General features: G+C 69.3%; 16 protein-coding genes. 5 read left to right on the forward strand and 11 right to left on the reverse strand.

Translation table 11 applies throughout. From position 1 onward, the window contains the following. Positions 1-323: 323 nt before the first annotated feature. Positions 324-899 (forward strand): hypothetical protein, encoded by a 576-nt coding sequence (locus tag NM961_RS03700; protein ID WP_255911411.1) that lies wholly within the window; start codon positions 324-326, stop codon positions 897-899. Between the two features lie 83 nt (positions 900-982). Here NM961_RS03700 and NM961_RS03705 read toward each other — a convergent pair whose 3' ends face one another. The 3 genes from NM961_RS03705 to NM961_RS03715 all read right to left on the reverse strand — a co-directional run bounded on the left by NM961_RS03705 (position 983) and on the right by NM961_RS03715 (position 2,858). Continuing rightward, positions 983-1,576, reverse strand: coding sequence for a DUF3011 domain-containing protein (locus NM961_RS03705; protein WP_255911413.1), 594 nt, complete (start codon positions 1,574-1,576; stop codon positions 983-985). Continuing rightward, positions 1,573-1,995, reverse strand: coding sequence for an EF-hand domain-containing protein (locus tag NM961_RS03710; protein ID WP_255911415.1), 423 nt, complete (start codon positions 1,993-1,995; stop codon positions 1,573-1,575). Before NM961_RS03710 ends, NM961_RS03705 begins: the two co-directional genes overlap by 4 nt. A 71-nt stretch (positions 1,996-2,066) precedes the next feature. Next, on the reverse strand, positions 2,067-2,858 hold the full coding sequence (locus NM961_RS03715; protein WP_255911417.1) for a DUF3011 domain-containing protein: 792 nt from the start codon (positions 2,856-2,858) through the stop codon (positions 2,067-2,069). 175 nt (positions 2,859-3,033) lie between these two features. Between NM961_RS03715 and NM961_RS03720 the strand changes: the two genes are divergently transcribed. After that, positions 3,034-4,395, forward strand: a complete 1,362-nt coding sequence (locus NM961_RS03720; protein WP_255911419.1) for an alpha/beta hydrolase family protein — start codon at positions 3,034-3,036, stop codon at positions 4,393-4,395. A 338-nt stretch (positions 4,396-4,733) separates the two neighbouring features. Continuing rightward, positions 4,734-6,869, forward strand: coding sequence for a prolyl oligopeptidase family serine peptidase (locus tag NM961_RS03725; RefSeq protein ID WP_255911421.1), 2,136 nt, complete (start codon positions 4,734-4,736; stop codon positions 6,867-6,869). 342 nt (positions 6,870-7,211) lie between these two features. Here NM961_RS03725 and NM961_RS03730 read toward each other — a convergent pair whose 3' ends face one another. Beyond that, on the reverse strand, positions 7,212-8,126 hold the full coding sequence (locus NM961_RS03730; protein ID WP_255912175.1) for a LysR substrate-binding domain-containing protein: 915 nt from the start codon (positions 8,124-8,126) through the stop codon (positions 7,212-7,214). Between the two features lie 169 nt (positions 8,127-8,295). Between NM961_RS03730 and NM961_RS03735 the strand changes: the two genes are divergently transcribed. After that, entirely contained in the window at positions 8,296-8,994 is a 699-nt protein-coding gene (locus NM961_RS03735; protein ID WP_255911423.1) for a pirin family protein, read from the forward strand. Positions 8,995-9,163: 169 nt separating this feature from the next. On the opposite strand, the gene NM961_RS03740 is transcribed toward NM961_RS03735, so the two are convergent. The 7 genes from NM961_RS03740 to NM961_RS03770 form a co-directional block, all read right to left on the reverse strand. Then, positions 9,164-10,600: an alginate export family protein gene (locus NM961_RS03740; RefSeq protein WP_255911425.1), complete on the reverse strand. Its 1,437-nt coding sequence runs from the start codon at positions 10,598-10,600 to the stop codon at positions 9,164-9,166. A gap of 57 nt (positions 10,601-10,657) precedes the next feature. After that, positions 10,658-12,253, reverse strand: coding sequence for an MFS transporter (locus tag NM961_RS03745; RefSeq protein WP_255911426.1), 1,596 nt, complete (start codon positions 12,251-12,253; stop codon positions 10,658-10,660). After that, the gene (locus tag NM961_RS03750; RefSeq protein WP_255911428.1) at positions 12,250-12,627 is read right to left on the reverse strand and encodes a DoxX family protein; all 378 of its coding nucleotides are present in this window, start codon (positions 12,625-12,627) and stop codon (positions 12,250-12,252) included. Before NM961_RS03750 ends, NM961_RS03745 begins: the two co-directional genes overlap by 4 nt. A 49-nt stretch (positions 12,628-12,676) precedes the next feature. Then, entirely contained in the window at positions 12,677-14,542 is a 1,866-nt protein-coding gene (locus tag NM961_RS03755; RefSeq protein WP_255911430.1) for an amidohydrolase, read from the reverse strand. Then, complete coding sequence (locus NM961_RS03760; protein ID WP_255911432.1) at positions 14,539-14,814, reverse strand: DUF1427 family protein; 276 nt, start codon at positions 14,812-14,814, stop codon at positions 14,539-14,541. Before NM961_RS03760 ends, NM961_RS03755 begins: the two co-directional genes overlap by 4 nt. Positions 14,815-14,844: 30 nt before the next feature. Beyond that, entirely contained in the window at positions 14,845-15,498 is a 654-nt protein-coding gene (locus tag NM961_RS03765; RefSeq protein ID WP_255911434.1) for a hydrolase, read from the reverse strand. A 126-nt stretch (positions 15,499-15,624) separates the two neighbouring features. Continuing rightward, positions 15,625-16,257 carry a response regulator transcription factor gene (locus tag NM961_RS03770; protein WP_255912185.1) on the reverse strand — a complete coding sequence of 211 codons (633 nt, stop codon included), beginning with the start codon at positions 16,255-16,257 and terminating at the stop codon, positions 15,625-15,627. Positions 16,258-16,390: 133 nt separating this feature from the next. On the opposite strand from NM961_RS03770, the gene NM961_RS24100 reads away from it, so the two are divergent. Beyond that, complete coding sequence (locus NM961_RS24100) at positions 16,391-19,393, forward strand: sensor histidine kinase (protein ID WP_255911436.1); 3,003 nt, start codon at positions 16,391-16,393, stop codon at positions 19,391-19,393. The last annotated feature ends 36 nt before the right edge of the window (positions 19,394-19,429 follow it).

A 19,429-nucleotide genomic window follows, 5' to 3' on the forward strand; every position in this document is an offset into this window, starting at 1 on the left:
GCGCATCGCGCCCTGCAACGCCGTCAGCAATGACGTAGGGCGCAGCATCAACACGCACGGCAGCATCTGCTTCTGAACCGGCATCAGCGGGCCGCGCTGTCTCGCCGGCCTGGTTGAAGCTCATGCCGATGCCGGCCGGGCGGCGGCGGAAGCGGCACCGGCCGGCGATCCGCTTCTCACCGGCTTGCACACGCCGGCGCGTCCGGCGACGCCTGCAAGAAGCGGCGCCGGAGAAGTACACAGGCACCGGCGGAAATTCCGCCCTGTCAGCTCCGCGCCGAAACGGCGTAGGTACGGGAATAACCACTCCCCGGGAAGACGCCATGATCCGCCGCATCACCGCGCTCGCCTGTACCGTAGTGCTGGCCGGCTGCCAGCCCGCGCCGCCCGCTACCGCAGGCGGCGGAGCAAGCTCGCCGGATACCGCGGCATCTGCCGCACCCGCCGCGGCGCAGCCCGCTAGTACGGCAAAGACGGCAGCAAGCTCCAGCCAGTTGCGCCTCACCCTGGACGGCAAACCCTGGCGGGCCGACCGCGAATTCTTCGGTGCCTATCATCCGCCCGGCCTGGACCGCGCCGTGCTGATGGCCGCCTCGTTCGGCCCCAAGGACAAGAACGAGCAGGTGTTCAACCTCAATCTGACCGGCGTCGGCGGCCCCGGCCGCTATGTCGCCAGCGGCAATACCCTGAGCCTGAAAGGCATCACCAGCAGCGCGATCCAGCTCGCCAATCTCAGCGAGCAGCGCTATCTGGTCGGCGGACCGCTGGGCTATGAAATCGAAATCGAACTGCTGCAGGCCGGCGCCGACGTGATCGAGGCGCGTTTCAGCGGCACGATGAACGCGAGCGACGGCGGCACGCTGCGCGTCAGCGACGGCTATTTTCTCTGGCGGGAATAACGGACCGTCCGGGATTCGGGATCGGGGATTCGTGAAATCGACGCCGCTGTCGCTGCGAATCCCCAATCCCGAATCCCCGCTCATCAGTACACGGCGAAATCCGCCCTGCAGCCGTTGCTGACCCAGACCCGGTTGCGGTCCACGCCCCAGGTCCGCGCGTATACGCAGCGGCTGGAGCTGATCTGCCGGTACACCTCCACATGTCCGCGTCCGGGAATACCGCAGTAGTTCAGGCGATTGTTGTTGGACTCGCAGCGGAAGGTGCGGCGCGGATCGCCCCAGCGGTCGCCCCAGCGGTCGTCGTAGTAATCGTCGCGGCGGCGGTCGCGGTCGTTCTTGTTCGCAATGATGGCGGCGCCGACCAGGCCCAGCACCACGGCCGCGGCGACGGCGTTGTCCTTGCTGGAGGAACTGGAACTGCCGCCGACCTGGAATTCGGCGCGGCAGCCGCGGTCGACCCAGACGCGGTTGAGGTCATAGCCCCAGGTATCGCCTTCCCAGCAGCCCTGCGAGCTGAGCTGGCGGCTCAGGCGCACGCCGCCGCGCCCGTCGATGGAACAGGAGCGGTAATTGCCGTCGGTGGATTCGCAGCGCACAGTGTCGGCGCGGCTGGTTTCGCTGAAGCCGGCGAACAGCAGGCCGGCGCAGAACAGCAGGGTCGCGGTCAGGCGCTTCATGGCTGGGACTCCCGGCGCGCCTTGCGCGCGGCGACGAAGGATTCGAGTTCGGCACCGGCGAGCTGGCCGTCCCGGTCGGCGTCGAATTGGTTGAAGGTCGGCTCCAGCTGGTCGCTGAATTCGTCGCGGCTGATCGAATGGCCGGAATCCTCGATGCCGGCGCCGGCCAGCCACGACTTGGGAAATTCCTCGCCATCGAGCTTGCCGTCGCCATTCTTGTCGCGGGCGTCGAAGCGCCGCAGCATGGCGTTGCGGTATTCCTCGAAGCTGATCCTGCCGTCGCCATTGCGGTCCATGCGGTGCAGCAGACGCGCCGCGGGGTCGGCGGGCTTGGCATCGGCCGCCGGCTTCTGTGCCGCGGCGCTGCCGGCGAAGGCCAGCGCCAGCGCCAGCCCCAGCCCGGTATTTCGGTAACTCATGGTGATGGCCCTCCTGCTGTCGGACGTCGGAAGACCGCCGCCGCGGCGCGCAAGCCGCGGCGGCGGACGGATCAGCGGATACGGGTGAACTCGGAAACGTTGCCGCGATCGTCCACATTGCAGACGTAGCGGCCGTCGTCGTAGCGCAGAATCACTTCCCAGTAGCCGGGCTTGAGCGCCGAAGTGGTCAGCACTTCGCTGCGCCCCCTGCCGGCGCGCTCGCAGCCGCGCACGGCCGCGTCCGGCGCGGCGTCGGGGCCGTCGCCGGACCGGCGGTAATCGCGGTCGCGCGGGCCGGAGGTATCGCGCTCGAACACCGCGCGGCAGCCGTCCTTGACCCAGATGGAATGGCGGTTCAGGCCCCAGGTGCGGCCTTCGACACAGGCGGTCTTGCTCAGTTGCTGCGCTACGCGCACATTGCCGCGCGTATTCATGTCGCACTCGACCTGGCGGTTGTCGCGCGATTCGCAGGTGACGCGGTCGGGCAGGCTGTCGCTGTCGTCACGGCCGCGGTCATCGCGGCCACGGCCGTCATAGCCGGCACCGTAGCCGTCGCCGCGTCCGCGGCCATCGTCGCCACGGCCATCACGGCCGCCGTCGTCGAACCGCTTGCCGTCGTCAGAGGCGAACACGCCGCGGCAGCCGTCCTTGACCCAGATCGAATGCTTGAACAGTCCCCAGCTCTCGCCCTCGACGCAGGGCGACTTGCTCAGCTGGCGCACCAGGCGCACTTCACCGCGGGTATCCAGATCGCATTCGACCTGGCGGCTGTCCTTGGATTCGCAGGTCACCTCGTCGGCCAGGGCCGCAGCCGGCCCCAGCAGAAACAGGATGGATGCAACGCGCAATACACTCGAATTCACTGTTCTCACTCCCTTGTAAGACACCCGTAAATCTGGCCCGCGCCACATTGCCCCCGGGGCCCAGGCAAGTCAACGGAATGAATGGCGGCACCGGCGCCGTTGTGGACAAATCCCGTCGCCGCCGCCGCGCCGGCGGTGCGATACTCATGCACCACCGAATGCTGCGAGACAGGTCATGCGCTGGAAACGGATTCTCGGCCTGGGCCTGCTGGCGGCCGCCGCCGCCGGCGCCGTGTGGTACGCCCAGCCCCAATTTCCCAGGCCCGATCCGCAGCTGGCCTGCCTGGCCGGCGCCTACGCCCTGGAAGACGGCCGCGTACTGACCCTTACCCTGCTCACCAGCGGCAACGGCCTGCGCTGGCGCCTGCCGGACGGACGCAGCAGCCGCATCAGCCGCGGCGACGACGGCAGCTGGAGCGGCAAGATCGGCTGGACCAACAACGAGGACCGCAGCACCAGCGTGCAGCCTGCCCCGTGCGGCGACGGCACGCTGCAGGTGGACAAGCTCGCCGGCAAGCGCGTGGAACTCGCCACCCAGGACACCCGCTTCGCCGGCGACGGCGTGGAACTGGCCGGCCGCCTGCTGCTGCCGCCCGGCTCGCAGCCCGTGCCAATCGCCGTGCTGGTGCACGGTTCGGAGGACTACTCCGCCATCACCTACGGCTGGCAGCAATACCTGTTCGCCGCCAACGGCATCGGCGCCTTCGTCTACGACAAGCGCGGCACCGGCGCGAGCAGCGGAAAATACACGCAGGATTTCAACCTGCTCGCCGCCGACGCCGCAGCCGCGCTGAAAGAGGCGCGCCGCCTGGCCGGTGCCCGCGCCGGCCGCGTCGGTTTCATGGGCGGCAGCCAGGCCGGCTGGATCATCCCGCTGGCGGCCGGACGCAGCGATGCCGAATTCGCCGCCGTCGCCTACGGCCTGGCCGGCAGCCCGCTGGATGAGGACCGCGACCAGGTGCTGCTGGAACTGCGCCGCGCCGGCCACGGCGAGGATGTGCTGGCCAAGGCGCGCGAAGTCACTGCGGCCACCGGCGCCGTGGTCGCCTCGGGCTTCAAGGACGGTTATGAAAAATTGGCCGAAGTCGCCGCGCGCTACGACAAGGAACCGTGGTGGAAGGATCTGCGCGGCGAATTCACCGGCTCGATGATCCGCTGGCCGGGCTGGGTGCTGCGCATCGCCGGTCCCTGGCATGACGTAGGCACCAGCTGGAACCACGATCCCCTGCCGCCGCTGCTGGCGCTCAAGCCGCCGCTGCTGTGGATACTGGCCGGCGCCGACCGCGAAGCCCCGCCGGAGCAGACCCGCGAACGCCTGCTCGATGTAGCGCGCCGCAGCGGCCGCGTGACCTTGCTGGAATTCCCCGACACCGACCACGGCATCCTCGAATTCGAAGAGGACGCCGACGGCACGCGCCGTATGACGCGCGCGGCCGACGGCTATTTCCGTCTGCTGGTGGACTGGATCCGCAACGGTCATCTGGATGCAGGGCCCTACGGCCGCGCCAGACTGTTGGCGCAGCCCACGGCCGGCTGAAAGCGGGCGGCCAGGGCGGCCGCGGCGCCAGCCGCCGCCGCGGCCGGCAGAGTCCGGTGCCACCCCGACCGCTGCCGGGCAGAGTGCGGTCCGCCGGCATCGCCGGCGATGCGCTCCAACCGCCGCCGAGCGCACCCGGGCGGCGTTGCGATACCGACGAACGGCCGGCCCGGCCGCGCGCCGCCACGCTTCCGTTTTACGTGTTAGCCCCTATCGCGCCGGGCTCCGCAACGGCTTGTGCGCAATCCGTCATGAGATTCTGTTCAGCTACTGGACGCGCACGGACAAGCGCCCTATTGTCGCGGTCTTTTTCTAATACCCTGCCGGAGTTAGCGCCAATGCGCCTGCCCTTGATCCTGCTTCCTGCCCTGCTGCTGGTGGCCGCCTGCCAGCCAGTCAAGAAGGAAGCCGCCGCCGACCGCCTCGTCTATCCCGTCTCCAAGAAAGTCGGCCAGGTCGATACCTACCATGGCCAGGAGATCGCCGATCCCTACCGCTGGCTGGAGGACATCGACTCGGCCGACACCACCGCCTGGATCAAGGCGCAGAACGACGTCACCAACGCTTTCCTGGAGAAGATCCCCGGCCGCGACCGCATCGCCGCGCGCCTGACCGAGATCTGGAACTTCAACCGCTGGGGCGTGCCGCAGCGCGAGGGCAAGCAGTGGTTCTGGTTCAAGAACGACGGCCTGCAGAACCAGTCCGTGCTCTACGTCGGCGACAAGCCCGAGGCCGAAGGCCGCGTGCTGCTGGATCCCAACAGCTTGTCCACCGACGGCACCATCGCGCTCAAGGACACCGCGTTCAGCGCCGATGGCAAGTACATGGCCTATGGCCTTTCCAGCGGCGGTTCGGACTGGGAAGAGTGGCGCGTGCTCAACGTCGCCAAGGGCGAGCCCACCGAGGACGTGCTCAAGTGGGTGAAGTTCTCCGCCGTGGACTGGAGCCGCGACGGCAAGGGCTTCTGGTACAGCCGCTACGACGAGCCCCAGGGCGAGAACGCACTCAAGGCCAAGAACGAATTCCAGAAGCTGTACTACCACAAGCTGGGCACGCCGCAGTCCGAAGACACGCTGGTGTATGAACGCAAGGACCAGCCGGACTGGTCCTTCGGCGCCGACGCCAGCGAGGACGGCCGTTACCTGATCGTGTCCGTCTCGCGCGGCACCGAGCGCAAGAACCTGGTGCTGTACCGCGACCTCAAGGCCAAGGGCACTGTGCTCAAGGAACTGATCAGCGACTGGACCGCCGAATACGACTTCCTCGGCAATGTCGGCACCAAGCTGTACTTCCGCACCGACGACGACGCGCCGCGCGGCCGCATCATCGCCATCGACGTCGCCAAGCCGGCGCGCAAGAACTGGAAGACCGTGGTCGCCCAGGGCGACGATTCGCTGCAGTCGGCCGATCTGGTCGGCGGCATGCTGGTCGTCAACTACCTGCACGACGCCAGCACGCGCCTGCGCCGCTTCGACATGAACGGCAAGGCCAAGGGCGACATCGCCCTGCCCGGCCTGGGCACCGTGGCCGCGTTCGAAGGCCGCCCGGGCGACAAGGTGGCGTACTACAGCTTCGCCAGCTACACCACGCCGACCTCGATCTACGCCTACGACACGGCCAAGAACAAGAGCACGCTGCTGCATGCTCCGACCATGGCCTTCGACTCCAGCCTGTACGAAACGCGCCAGGTGTTCTACACCAGCAAGGACGGCACGCGCGTGCCCATGTTCATCACCGGCAAGAAGGACCTGGTGCTGGACGGCAACAACCCGACCATCCTCTACGGCTACGGCGGCTTCAAGATTCCGCAGGTGCCGGGCTTCTCGCCTTCGGTCGCGGGCTGGCTAGACCAGGGCGGCGTGTTCGCCGTGGCCAACCTGCGCGGCGGCGGCGAATACGGCCGCGAATGGCATGAAGCGGGCACCAAGCTGACCAAGCAGAACGTGTTCGACGATTTCATCGCCGCGGCCGAATACCTGATCGAGCAGAAGTACACCAGCAGCCAGCGCCTGGCCATCCGCGGCGGTTCCAACGGCGGCCTGCTGGTCGCCGCGACCGAACTGCAGCGCCCCGAGCTGTTCGCCGCCGCAGTGCCGGCGGTCGGCGTGCTGGACATGCTGCGCTTCCGCGAATTCACCATCGGCAAGGCCTGGGAATCGGACTTCGGCTCGGTGCTGAACGTGGATGAATTCACCGCCATCCGCGCCTATTCGCCGCTGCACAACATCAAGCCCGGCGTGGCCTATCCGGCCACCCTGATCACCACCGGCGACCACGACGACCGCGTGTTCCCGGCGCACAGCTTCAAGTTCGCCGCCGCGCTGCAGGCCGCCAACCCCAAGGGCAAGCCGCACCTCATCCGCATCGACGTGCGCGCCGGCCACGGCCAGGGCAAGCCCACCGGCAAGCAGATCGCCGAGACGGCCGATGTGTACGCCTTCATCCTGAATGCGTTTGGCCTGGCCAAGCCGTAAGCGTCGGGATTCGGGATTGGAAGCGCGGGGCCGGGAGTCGGTTCCGCGCTGACCGGATCGGGGGCGGGCTGCCGGATTCAGCGGTAAAGGCCGACGGCCCGAGCGCTGCGGGAAAAGAGTCGCCGGCGTCCCGTCACGCCGGCGACAAAGAAAATAGTACAGATAGCCACAATACCGTACCGCATCGCGGCGATTGTGATTTTTCGGTTATCCCCCGCCAGAAGCCCGCGCCCTGCGCGGGCTTCTGCGTTCCAGCAACATGAAGCGGGTTTTTTACCGGCCGGCGCCCGGGGCAGGATAGCGCAGCGATCCGCCTGCGTCGCGTTGAAAACCCTGCAAAATTTACAAATCGCAGGACAGCTCCAGCAGCCGCTGGAACAGTCCGCCGCGGGCGCGTTCGCGCCACCAGTCCAGCGCCGCGCCGGTCTCGCCGGAGCGCCAGGCCAGATGGAAGGTCTCGTCCGGCTTGGGTTCCTCCACGTTCTTGACCACCAGCCGGCCCGCGGCAATGGCGGCGCGGGCGTATGGCTCGGGCAGGAAACCAAAGCCGAGGCCGGCACATTGCAGGGCGAACTTGCTGCGCATGTCCGGCACGGTCAGCGCGTCCTGGCCGTAGAGCAGGCCTATCGTCCGCGGCGGCAGCTGGCGCGCCGAATCGGCGACGACGACGGCGCGATGCTCCTGCAGCTCGTCGCGGCCCAGGCGGCGTCGCAGCCGCGCCAGCGGATGCTGCGGCGCGACCACGAAGACGAAACTCAGCCGGCCCACCGCCTCGGCCACGTAGCCGCCGCCGGACGGCCCTTCCCCGGCCGCAGCGATCAGCAGATCGACGCGCCGGTCCAGCAGCGCCTCCCACGGACCGCTGAGCGCGCCCTGCTGCAGCTGCAGCCGGGTACGATCGGCCACGGCATAGAAAGCCTGAATGTCATCCGCCAATGCCGCCGGGGCGAACAACGAATCCATGCCCAGGGCGAACGCCGTCTCCCAGCCCGAGGCGACCCGGCGCACGCGCAGCTCCAGATCCTGCGCCGCGCGCAGCAGGTGGCGGCCCTGCCGGAGCAGCTCCAGCCCGGCCGCGGTGAGTGCGACCTTGGGCCCCAGGCGCTCGAACACCTGCACGCCCAGCTGTTCCTCCAGCTTGGCGACGGTATAGGAAATCGTCGACGGCACCCGGTGCAGTTCCTTGCCGGCCGCGGCGAAGGAGCCGCGCCGGTCTATGGCATCGAGGATTTCCAGGGCTTCCAGGCTGATGCGCAACATTCGAATTTTTCGATGATAGAAGGCAAAAACATTCGCTTTCTGAACCGGCTGCACGCGCCCATACTGTGCGCCATCGGATCAGGCCCAGGGAATTTCCCGCAAAGCTGATGAATCCGGCAAAACGATCAAGCATCGAAATTTTCGCACAGCTTACCGGAGAACGCCCATGATGCAGCTTCGCAAGAGTGAAGAACGCGGCCGCGCCGAACATGGCTGGCTCAGCTCCCGGCACACCTTCTCCTTCGCCGAATACCGCGACCCGCGCCATATGGGCTTCGGCCCGCTGCGCGTGATCAACGAGGACCGCGTCGCCGGCGGCCAGGGCTTCGGCACCCACGGCCATCAGGACATGGAAATCATCTCCTACGTGCTGGCCGGCGCGCTGGAGCACAAGGACAGCCTGGGCACCGGCTCGGTGCTGCGCCCCGGCGATGTTCAGCGCATGAGCGCCGGCCACGGCGTGCGTCACAGCGAGTTCAACCACTCGCCGGACGAAACCGTGCATTTCCTGCAAATCTGGATCTTCCCCGACCGCAACGGCCACGCGCCCAGTTACGAGGAAAAGCATTTCACCGATGCGGAAAAGCGCGGCCGCCTGCGCCTGCTGGTCTCCCCCGACGGCCGCGACGGTTCGCTGCGCATGAACCAGCAGGCCTTTCTCCTTGCCGGCCTGTTCGACGGCACGGAAAACGCCGAACACCCGCTCGCCAGCGGCCGCCGCGGCTACGTCCACGTCGCCCGCGGCGAAATCGAAGTCAACGGCCAGACGCTCAAGGCCGGCGACGCCTTGAGCATCGAAGGCGAAAGCAGCATCCGGCTGGGCAACGGCAAGGCGGCGGAAGTGCTGGTGTTCGATCTGCCCTGAGGTTCGGGATTCGGGATTCGCATTGGACGTGCAGCGGAATGCGTTTTTTGGCAAGTGAAATTTGCCGGCCCCTTTGAGAAAAAGCGAAAAACTCCCTCCCCCCAAGCGCGTAAACGCGCTTGGGGGGAGGGCTTTTCTCAGGCACGCTCTCGCGCCCGCCATCCGCCGTCTACCACGCCCACTTGTACTCCACCCCCAGATACCCCGCATCCCGCCCTCCCGCCGCCCGCACCGCCGCGCCGGCCTCGAAACGCACCGCCTCGATCGCGAAAGTCCGATACGGCGACAACGTCCAATCCCCGCGCACCTGTGTATACGCACCCGTCCAGCGCGAAGCTGCACCCGCCGTAGCGGCCAGCGGCACTGCCGGCTGCAGATACACCGCATCGGCGCGGCTCTGCCGCCACTGCAGGCCGTAGGACAGTGACAGTTTCAGTGGCGCCAGCGGCCGCAGGCTCAACGACGGGCGCACATGCAGCAGATTTGCATAGCCGGTATAGCCCGCCAGCGTGAAGTAGTAGCCGCCGTTGGGGAACAGCGGATTGAAGGTTTCCACATGAGCATCGCCCGCGCGCCGGTCACCCGAAGCCGCATCCATCTGCAGGCCCAGACGCGGCTGCAGTGCGCTGTCGGCGAACGTGAGACCCAGACGCGCACCGACGGCCCAGGCGCGGATGCGCCCCTCGGCGATGCGGCCGCGCTGACCCATCGCTTCCAGATCCCAGTCCCAGTCGCCGCGCTTGCCGGCGAAGCGCAGGTCCGTCACACGGCGGCGTTCGTTGCCGCTCACGCCGGCCCAGCCTGCGCCATCCTCGGCATACCAGGCATGGAAGGCCGACAACTCGTTGCCGCCGGCCAGCTGGCGCTCGGCGCGGAACATATGGAAGCGCAGGCCGCGGTCTGAACGATCGTCGAAAGCGGACTGCGCCCGGTACTGCACCGGCTGGCTGGCAAACGCGATCAGGCGCCAGCGGCCGCGCTCCACATCCGCCCAGAGCGCGTCGAAGGACTGGCGCACATTCGGCCCGTCGCGCAGCGAGGCGAAGCGCTGCAGGTCGAAGGCAAAATCCTGCCGGCCCGCGCGCAGCTTGAGCCAGCCGTCGGCCAGAGGCCGCACATAAGCGAGAAAGGCCAAGCGCAGGTCCAGCGGATTGCGGTCGGCCGGACCGGGCGCGCGCTTACCGAGGCTGCGCACGTCCTCGATCTGCACAAAGACGCGCCAGTGCGCGTCGAAGCGCAGGTCGGCATGGGCTTGCAGACGCTGCAGCAGCCAGCTGTCGGCGCTCTGGCCGGCGGCGCCGAAGCCGGCCGCATCGGCGGATTCCCAGCGTTCGCGCAGGTTCAGGCCCAGCGAAAGAAAGGCTTGTTCGCTCAGGGCGGGCAGCGCGATGTATTTCAGCCTGTCCGCGGGCGCACAGCATTTGCCACTTCTTCCATACGCGGACCAATCCTCCTGCCAGCGATTGGACTGCGGCAGCGGCCGCCGCGTTTCGGACTGTGCTTGGGACTGTGCTTCGGACTGCGCTTGGGATTGTGCCTGGGACTGCGCGTTGCGCTGCGCTTCCTGCCGTGCTCCAGCCGCCCGCCCCAGCATCAGCCCCGACACCAGGCAGACCGCCAGCGCCGGCCAGCACCGGAACCCGTATCGCCGCCGCGCCATGACTCAACCGCCGTCGCCGCGGCCGGCGCGCAGGCTCAGGAAGTGCTGCACTTTCGGCGGTTCCGCGCCGCGGTGGAACAGCAAGGCCTCGCGCTGCAGATCGGCGTCGGCGTTGGATACGCGCCGGTGCTGGCGCAGGTGCTCGGCCCAGGATTCGACCAGAAACCATTCGACGATGCGCCGCGGCGCCGCGGCATCCTCGGCCACGCCCCAGGCATAGGCGCCGTCGCGCAGGCGCGCCTGCGACAGGCGCCGCACCACGGCGAGGAAGGCGGCGCGATCGGCCGCGTCGATCTCATATTCGATCTGGATGAGCACCGGGCCGCGGTCATGTTCCAGATCCGGGCTGGCCAGCGGCTCGGGCCAGTGATTCGACGGCTGCAGATCGGCTTCGCCCGTGGGCAGACGCAGCCGGTACAGCAGCAGGCTGCTCGCGGCCAGGCCGACCGCGCCGGCGAGCAAGGTGGTAGCCACGCCGAGGCGCTGTGCCGCCAGGCCCCAGCCCAGGCTGCCCAGCGCCATGGCGCCGTTGAACACGGTGAGATAGATGGCCAGGCCGCGTCCGCGCACCCAATTGGGCAGCACCGCCTGGGCCACGCCGTTGAAGGTGGTCAACGCGGCGATCCAGGAGATGCCCAGCAGCAACAGCGCCAGCACCGCCAGCCACTGCGGCGGCCGCAGTACCAGCGCAGCGAGCACGCCGGCGGTGATCCAGGCCGACGCCAGCAGCAACTGGTCCGCCGACAGCCGCACGCGCAGCGCGGGCAGCAGCAGCGCGCCGAAGATGGCGCCGGCGCCGACCGCGCCCAGCAGCACGCCGTAGAAACCCGCGCCGCCGCCGAGCAGGCCGCGCGCGACCAGCGGCAGCAGCGCCCAGCTCACGCTGGCGCAGGCGAAAAACAGCGCGGCGCGCAGCAGTACGCGGTGCAGCTCGCGGCTGCGCCGGGCATAGCGCAGGCCGGCGCGGAAGGCGCCGAGGAAATCCTCCGGCAGCGCGTCGCCGGCCGGCGCGGGCCGGCGCCACCACAGCAGCGCGCCGATCACGAACACGTAGGTCAATACGTCGGCCGCATATGCCACCGCCGCGCCCAGCGCCGCCAGCAGCACGCCGCCCAGGGCCGGGCCGATCGCGCGCGCAATGTTCACACCGACAGAATTCAGCGTCACCGCGGCGCGGATCTGCTCGCGCGGTACCAGCTCCGGGACTATCGCCTGCCAGGTCGGTGCGACCAGGGCCATGCCGACGCCGCCGACGAAGGTCAGCGCAATCAGGTATTCCACTGTCAGCGCGCCGCGCCAGGACAGCAGCAGCAGGCTGCTGCTGACCATGGCCAGCAGCAGCTGCGCGGCGATCAGGAAACGGCGCCGGTCCCAGATATCCGACAGCACGCCGGCGGGTATCGCCAGCAGGAATACCGGCAGGCTGGCAGCGGTCTGGATCAGCGCGACCGCGGTCGGGCTGGGCGACAGCTCCGTCGCCATCCAGGCGCTGGCCACGTCGCGCATGAAGCTGCCCACATTGCCCAGCACCGTTGCCGCCCACAGCACGGCAAACGTGGTGTTGCGCAGCGGCGCCAGCCCGCCGCCGCCGGCGCTCATGCGGGCACCGGCGCGACGGCCGCCAGGTCGCGGCAGGCCACCAGCACGAAAGCACCGGCCAGGCCCATATGCTCGAAAAAGGCATTGGCCAGCATCAGTGCCTGCTCCGGCGGCGCCTGCCAGAAGCGGTTGGCGACGAAGCTGGCTGCGACGGTGAAGCCGGCCAGTACCAACGCGCCCAGCCAGCGGCCGCGGCCGCTGAGCACCAGCAGCGCGGCGCCCAGTTCCAGCACGATCACGGCGACGGCGAACGGCGCTTCTGGTACAAGTCCAAAATGCCGCATTTCCGCCAGTGCACCCGGGAAATCCAGCGCCTTGACCAGGCCGCCCTGCAGATACGCGCCGCACAGCGCCAGCAGGGCCAGCCAGTGCACGCGCCGGTCTCCCGCCAGGCCACGCAGCCAATGCATCGGCGCGGCCACGTCAGACCGCCCAGCAGGCGCAGCCCAGCGCCCCCCAGAAACTCTTGAGATCGGCCGCGGCGACCGGCGGCGTGCGCGCCCAGGCGTCGTCATGGCCGTGCACCGCGCAGGAACGCGCACAGCCACAGGTCACGGCCTCGCGCGCCTGCGGCTGGGCATTCCAGGCGGCGTAGCCGCCATAGCGGCGCACCGGCGACCAGTCCGGCATGGCCGGCGGCGGCGGTGTGTCGTGGGCGGCGAACTCGCCGGCGGCGTAGACGATGCGTCCGCCGACGACGGTGAGCAGCGAACTGGTGTCGGCGATCTCGGCCTCGGCACAGGCGAAGAAATCCCGGTCCGGCACCAGCAGGTCGGCCAGCTGGCCGGTCTCGATGCGGCCCTTCTTGCCTTCCTCGTTGGAGAACCAGGTGACGTTCTCGGTCCACAGGCGTAGCGCGGTCTCGCGATCCAGACAATTGCGCTGCGGATACAGCTGCAGGCCGCCGACGGTGCGGCCGGTGATGAGCCAGGCCAGCGAAACCCAGGGGTTGTACGAAGCCACGCGGGTCGCATCGGTGCCGGCGGAAAGCTTGACGCCCGATTCGAGCAGGCGCGCCACCGGCGGCGTGGCCTGGGCCGCGCCGGCACCGTAGCGTTCGACGAAATATTCGCCCTGGTAGGCCATGCGATGCTGGATGGCGACGCCGCCGCCGAGCGCGGCGATGCGCTCCATGCTCGCCTCGGAAATGGTCTCGGCGTGATCGAAGAACCAGTTCAGCCCGGCCAGCGGCAGCTCCTGGTTCACGCGCTCGAACACATCCAGCGCGCGGCTGATGGTTTCGTCATAGGTGGCGTGCATGCGCCAGGGCCAGCGGTTCTGCACCAGGATGCGCACCACGGCTTCGAGTTCGTCCTCCATCTGCGCCGGCATGTCCGGCCGCGGCTGGCGGAAATCCTCGAAGTCCGCCGCCGAGAACACCAGCATCTCGCCGGCGCCGTTATGGCGGAAATAGTCGTCGCCCTGCTGGTAGCGCGAGCTTTGCGCCCAGCGCAGGAAGTCGTCCTTCTCCTGCTTGGGCTTCTGCGTGAACAGGTTGTAGGCCAGGCGTATGGTCAGCTGGCCGGCGTCGGCCAGCTGCTGGATCACGGCATAGTCTTCGGGATAGTTCTGCAGGCCGCCGCCGGCGTCGATGGCGCCGGTCACGCCCAGGCGGTTGAGTTCGCGCATGAAGTGCCGGGTGGAATTGAGCTGGTATTCCGGCGGCAGGCGCGGGCCCTTGGCCAGGGTCGCGTACAGGATGCCCGCGTTGGGCTTGGCCAGCAGCAGTCCGTCCGGATTGCCCTGGGCATCGCGCAGGATCTCGCCGCCGGGCGGATCCGGCGTGTCGCGGGTATAGCCGACCGCGCGCAGCGCCGCGGCGTTGAGCAGGGCGCGGTCGTACAGGTGCAGGATGAACACCGGCGTGTCCGGCGCGGCCGCATTGAGTTCTTCCAGCGTGGGCAGGCGCTTTTCCTCGAACTGGTGTTCGCTGAAGCCGCCGACCACGCGCACCCACTGCGGCGCCGGCGTGCGCGCCACCTGCTGGCGCAGCATGGCCATGGCATCGGCCAGGCTGCGTACGCCGTCCCAGCGCAGTTCCAGGTTGAAATTCAGCCCGCCGCGGATGATGTGCAGGTGATTGTCGATCAGCCCCGGCAGCACGCGCCGGCCGCGCAGGTCGATCACCTGCGTCTGCGGCCCGGCCAGCGGCAGGATCTGCGCGCTCTGGCCGATCTGGCTGAAACGGCCGCCGCTGATCGCGACGGCGGAAGCGGTGGGATTGCGCTTGTCCAGCGTGGTGAACAGGCCGCTGTGCAGGATCAGGTCCGGAGGCGCCGCCGCGTTCATGCCTGGTCTCCCGGCGTGGTGGAATCGGTGCGGCGCGCGCACTGCGGCAGCTCGCCGAACACGTGCGGACGCACCTGGTCGTGCAGCCAGCTCGTCGCCGGCGGCTGCGGCTGCAACCAGTGCCGCAGCAACGGCGGCAGCTGTTCGCCGAGCAGGATGCCGAGCAGGCCGACCAGGGCGATCACCGGCGGCGCCGGCGAACGCACCTGCAGCAGGCTGTAGATGATGCCGACGAGCAGACCGGCGCCCAGCGCAAACAGATATGGCTTCATCCTACGAGCTCCAGCAGCGGCGATAGTCGGTCAGCCTTCGTGCGCGCCAAACATGGTCTTGGCATAGATGATGCCCAGGCCATAGGCACCGCCGTAGATCTTGGCGATGCCGGTGGTGCTGTCGTAGCTCTCGGCGCGCGCCCAGTCGCGCTGCAATTCCAGCAGGTATTGCAGCGCGGTCATGGGCCGCACGCCGGCCTGGATCATGCGCTCCATCGCCCGCTGGTGCGCCTCGGCCGAGACATCGCCGCAGGCGTCGGCGATCACATAGACCTCGAACCCCTGCTCCAGCGCCGACAGCGCCGGGCCTACGATGCAGACCGAAGTCCACAGGCCGCACAGTACCAGGCGGCGCTTGCCGATCTGGTTGATCGTGCGGATCACGCCCTCGTCCTCCCAGGTGTTCATCGAGGTGCGATCGAGCAGGCCCTGGCCAGGAAAAGCGCGCGTGATCTCCTCGAACATGGGGCCGGAAAAACTCTTCTCCGCCACCGTGGTCAGCACCGCCGGCACCTTGAAGCTGGCCGCCGCATGCGCGACCAGGGCGGCGTTGTTGCGCAGGGTGACGGCGTCGATGGAATGCGTGGCGAAGGCCATCTGCGATTGGAAGTCGATCATCACGAGGGCGTGATTGACGGGCGACAGCAGGCCCTGGGCGGGCGTGGGCGTGGCATTGACGGACATGGTCGTTCCTCCAGCGTGGCGGATCAGGGCGGCGTTGCGCGGGATGCAGTCTGCGCCGCATGCCGCGCCCCGGGCATCCTTGATCGGGTGAACTTGCCCTACCCGATCGAGGTATTGCGCACAAAGCTACGAAGCAAGAAAACCGCGCCTCAGCGCTATCGTCACCGCATGGGTGCGGTCGGAAGCGCCCAGCTTGGCGAGGACATTCTTCAGCCGCGCCTTGACCGTGTCCTCGGAAATGCACAGCAGCTCGCCTATGCGCTTGTTGGAATGGCCCGAGGCGACCAGGCCCAGCACACTGAGTTCGCGCGGCGTCAGCATTTCCGAGGCCGCGTGCGAAGCGACTTCGCTGGCCACTTCGCTGGCGATCACGCGCCGGCCCGCGGCGGCCGCGCGCAGGGCGCCGAGGATTTCGGCGCGGGTCGAGGTCTTGAGCAGATACGCCGTCGCGCCCAGGGCCAGCGCCTGCTTGGCGCGCACGTCGCCGGGATAGGTGGTGAGGACGACGATGCGCGCGGCCGGGAATTCGCCGCGTATCGCGGCGATGGCCTGCAGGCCGTCCATCTGCGGCATCTGCAGGTCGAGCAGGATGACGTCGGGCAACAGTTCGCGGAAACGCGCCAGCGCCTCGGCGCCGTCCACGGCTTCGCCCACGACGGCCAGATCGGCGGCGCTCTCGATTGCCGCACGCAGGCCGTCACGCATGACCGGATGATCGTCGGCGACCAGTACCCGGATCGTTTCGTTCTCGCCGTCCATGCCTTCGACCTCGCTCGCGGCGCGGGCGCGCGGATCGCCGCGGCCACTGCACCCGGGCAATATCCGCTACGATCGCGGCCCGTTCAATGCCCCGATCGGGTGAATCGGCAGCCCCCGCAGGAGGATTTTCCCGGTGAATGCGGCCTTTGCTGCACTGGCGCGGATCGTGCTGCCCGCACTCGCCTGCGGCCTGTTCGCGGTCACGGCGCGGGCTAGCGCCGCGGCGCCGCAATACCGCCTGACCGCGTGGTCGCTGCAGCAGGGCGCGCCGGCCGATATCTGGGCCCTGGCCCAGTCCGCCGACGGCCTGCTCTGGCTGGGCACGGGTAACGGCCTCTATCGCTTCGACGGCGTGCGCTTTGAACGCTTCGATCCGCCGGCCGGCCGCGCCTTCCGCAGCAACAACATCACCGCCCTGCATCAGAGCGCCGCCGGCGGCCTGTGGCTGGGCAGCTACGCGGGCAGCGTCAGCCTGCTGCGCGGCGGCGAACTCACCCATTACGACACTACGCAGGGCCTGCCCGAAGGCATGGTCATCGCGCTGGCCGAAGACAGCGCAGGCGCGCTGTGGATTGCCGGCCGCGGCGGCCTGGCGCGCCTGCACCAGGGCCGCGCCGAACGCATAGGCGAACACTGGAACTACCCGGGCCGGCGTGCCGACTGGGTCATGGCCGACCGCGCCGGCACCGTGTGGGTGAGCAATGCCGCGCACGTCTTCTACCTGCCGCGCGGCGCGCGCCGCTTCGTCGACAGCGGCGTGGCCGCGGGCAAGGACGCCACGCTGGCGCAGGCGCCCGACGGCGCGATCTGGCTGTCCGACGCCGGCGGCACACGCACGCTGCCGCCGCTGGCCGGCGTCGCGCCGCAGCAGCCGCAGCCGGCACGCCGCTACGCCGCGCATTCGCTGCGCCTGCTGTTCGACCGCGAAGGCAATCTCTGGGGCAGCGACGCCGGCCGCGGCGGCGCCTACCGCGTCCGTCTCGACGATACCCAGGCCGAAATCACGGCCTACAACCGCGCCGGCGGCCTCAGCGCCGATGTGGCCGTGCCGCTGCTGGAAGACCGCGAAGGCACGATCTGGATAGGCACCAATCTCGGGCTGAACAGCCTGCACCGCAACAATGTGCACTTTTTACAGCGCAGCGGCGCCGCGCGCCTGCCCGAATCGGCCGCCGCCGTCGATGCGGCCGGCGCGCTGTGGACCGCCCACGCCGGCACCTTGCGCCGCGGCGATACGGTGCTGGCCGAGGACCTCGGCGAAGTGCGCGCCATCGTGCTCGGCGCGCAGGGCCAGGTCTGGCTGGACCGCTTCGGCCGTCTCGCACGCTTCGAACAGGGACGTGCGATCGAACTCGCACTGCCCGATGCAGCCACGCCGGAAGATCTGCGCCTGCTCGCGGCCGCGCCGGACGGCGCGCTGCTGGCAGCCTATTCCGGCCCCGGCCTGCTGCGCCACGACGGCAGCGCCTGGCAGCGCGTCGAGCTGGGCGCCGCCTACGCCGGCCGCACGCCGCGCGCGCTGGCCGCCGCGGCCGACGGCACGGTCTGGCTGGGCTATGCCGGCGACGAATTGCTGCGACTGCGCGCGGGCGTGGTGCAGCGCTATGGCAACGCGCAGGGGCTGGCCGTCGGCAATATCGGCGTCATCGCGCCCAGCGGCGGCGAGGTGCTGGTCGCCGGCGACGGCGGCCTCGCGCGCCTTCGCGGCGAACGCTTCGAGACCCTGATGCCGGCCGATGCGCATGCGCTGACCGGCGTGTCCGGCCTGGTACGTGCTGCCGACGGCGATATCTGGCTCAACAGCGCCGGCGGCGTAGTGCATCTGGCCGCGGCGGAGCTGGAGCGCGCCTGGAGCGAACCGGGCCGGGCGCCGGCGCTGCGCCTGTACGACTACCGCGACGGTCTCAACGGCATCGCGCTGCAGGAGCCCACCGTGCCCACCGCGGTGAGCGACGGCGCGCACAAGGTCTGGGTGGTCACCAACCAGGGTCTGGCCTGGCTGGATCCGGCCGATCTGCGCCGCAATCCGGTGGCGCCGGCGCTGCTGATCGACGCGGTGCACGCGGCCGGCCGGCGCCATCCGCCCGTGCCCGGCCTGCGCCTGCCGCAGGACACCACGAATATACGTGTGGAATACACCGCAACCAGCCTGGCCGTGCCCGACCGGGTCGTGTTCCGCCACCGCCTGCGCGGCGTCGATACGCAGTGGCAGGAGGCCGGCAGCCGGCGCGAGGCCACGTATACCAATCTCGGCCCCGGCGACTACAGCTTCCAGGTGATCGCGGCCAATGACGACGGCCGCTGGAACGAGGACGGCGCCACCCTGCAATTCTCCATCGCGCCGCGCTTCTTCCAGACCGCCTGGTTCTACCTGCTCGGCGCGCTGCTGCTGGCCGCGCTGGCCGCGGCGCTGTACCTGTGGCGGCTGCGCCTGATGGCCGAACGCATACGGCTGCGCCTGGAGGAACGCACCGGCGAGCGCGAGCGCATCGCGCGCGAGCTGCACGACACCTTGCTGCAGGGCGTGCAGGGCCTGCTGCTGCGCCTGCAGGCCCTGTCCTTCGCCATGGACGAGGACGACCCGCGCCGCGCCGCGCTGGACAAGGCCGTCGAACAGGCCCGCGCCATGGCCGTGGAAGGCCGCGACAAGATCGTCGCGCTGCGCGGCGAGGTCAGCGCGGAATTGCCGCTGTCCGCGGCGCTGCGCGCGATCGGCGAAGAACTTGCCGCCACCCACGGCACGGCTTTCCGCCTGCAGGTGCAGGGACACGAGCGGCCGCTGTGCCCGCCGGTCTGCGAGGACGTGCTCGACATCGCCCGCGAAGCCCTGCGCAACGCCTTCCTGCATGCCCAGGCCAGCCAGATCACGCTGGAGCTGCGCTACGGCCTGCGCAGCCTGGCCCTGCGCCTGCGCGATGACGGCCGCGGCCTGGACGAGAACGTGCTGCGCCAGGGCCGCCGCGACGGCCACTGGGGGTTGGTCGGCATGCGCGAACGCGCCGAGCGCCTGGGTGCGCGCCTGTCGCTGCAGCGGATCACGCCGCAGGGCACCGAGGTACGCCTGGACGTGCCGCGCCAGGTAGCCTTCGGCGATCGCCCGCGGCGCTGGAGCTGGCTGCGGCGGCCCGGCATCTAGCCGGTAATTCCGGTGCGGTGCGGGCCGGCGCAACGC

This window comes from Tahibacter harae, from assembly GCF_024437735.1.
GTDB classification, from domain to species: domain Bacteria; phylum Pseudomonadota; class Gammaproteobacteria; order Xanthomonadales; family Rhodanobacteraceae; genus Tahibacter; species Tahibacter harae.

What these genes read in the sequence shown, in the direction of transcription:
- NM961_RS03745 (WP_255911426.1), bottom strand. Translation starts at nt 12,253, where the DNA reads ATGAGCGCCGGCGGCGGCGGGCTGGCGCCGCTGCGCAACACCACGTTT.
- NM961_RS03720 (WP_255911419.1), top strand. Translation starts at nt 3,034, where the DNA reads ATGCGCTGGAAACGGATTCTCGGCCTGGGCCTGCTGGCGGCCGCCGCC.
- NM961_RS03770 (WP_255912185.1), bottom strand. Translation starts at nt 16,257, where the DNA reads ATGGACGGCGAGAACGAAACGATCCGGGTACTGGTCGCCGACGATCAT.
- NM961_RS03760 (WP_255911432.1), bottom strand. Translation starts at nt 14,814, where the DNA reads ATGAAGCCATATCTGTTTGCGCTGGGCGCCGGTCTGCTCGTCGGCATC.
- NM961_RS03705 (WP_255911413.1), bottom strand. Translation starts at nt 1,576, where the DNA reads ATGAAGCGCCTGACCGCGACCCTGCTGTTCTGCGCCGGCCTGCTGTTC.
- NM961_RS03710 (WP_255911415.1), bottom strand. Translation starts at nt 1,995, where the DNA reads ATGAGTTACCGAAATACCGGGCTGGGGCTGGCGCTGGCGCTGGCCTTC.
- NM961_RS03735 (WP_255911423.1), top strand. Translation starts at nt 8,296, where the DNA reads ATGATGCAGCTTCGCAAGAGTGAAGAACGCGGCCGCGCCGAACATGGC.
- NM961_RS03755 (WP_255911430.1), bottom strand. Translation starts at nt 14,542, where the DNA reads ATGAACGCGGCGGCGCCTCCGGACCTGATCCTGCACAGCGGCCTGTTC.
- NM961_RS03700 (WP_255911411.1), top strand. Translation starts at nt 324, where the DNA reads ATGATCCGCCGCATCACCGCGCTCGCCTGTACCGTAGTGCTGGCCGGC.
- NM961_RS03725 (WP_255911421.1), top strand. Translation starts at nt 4,734, where the DNA reads ATGCGCCTGCCCTTGATCCTGCTTCCTGCCCTGCTGCTGGTGGCCGCC.
- NM961_RS03765 (WP_255911434.1), bottom strand. Translation starts at nt 15,498, where the DNA reads ATGTCCGTCAATGCCACGCCCACGCCCGCCCAGGGCCTGCTGTCGCCC.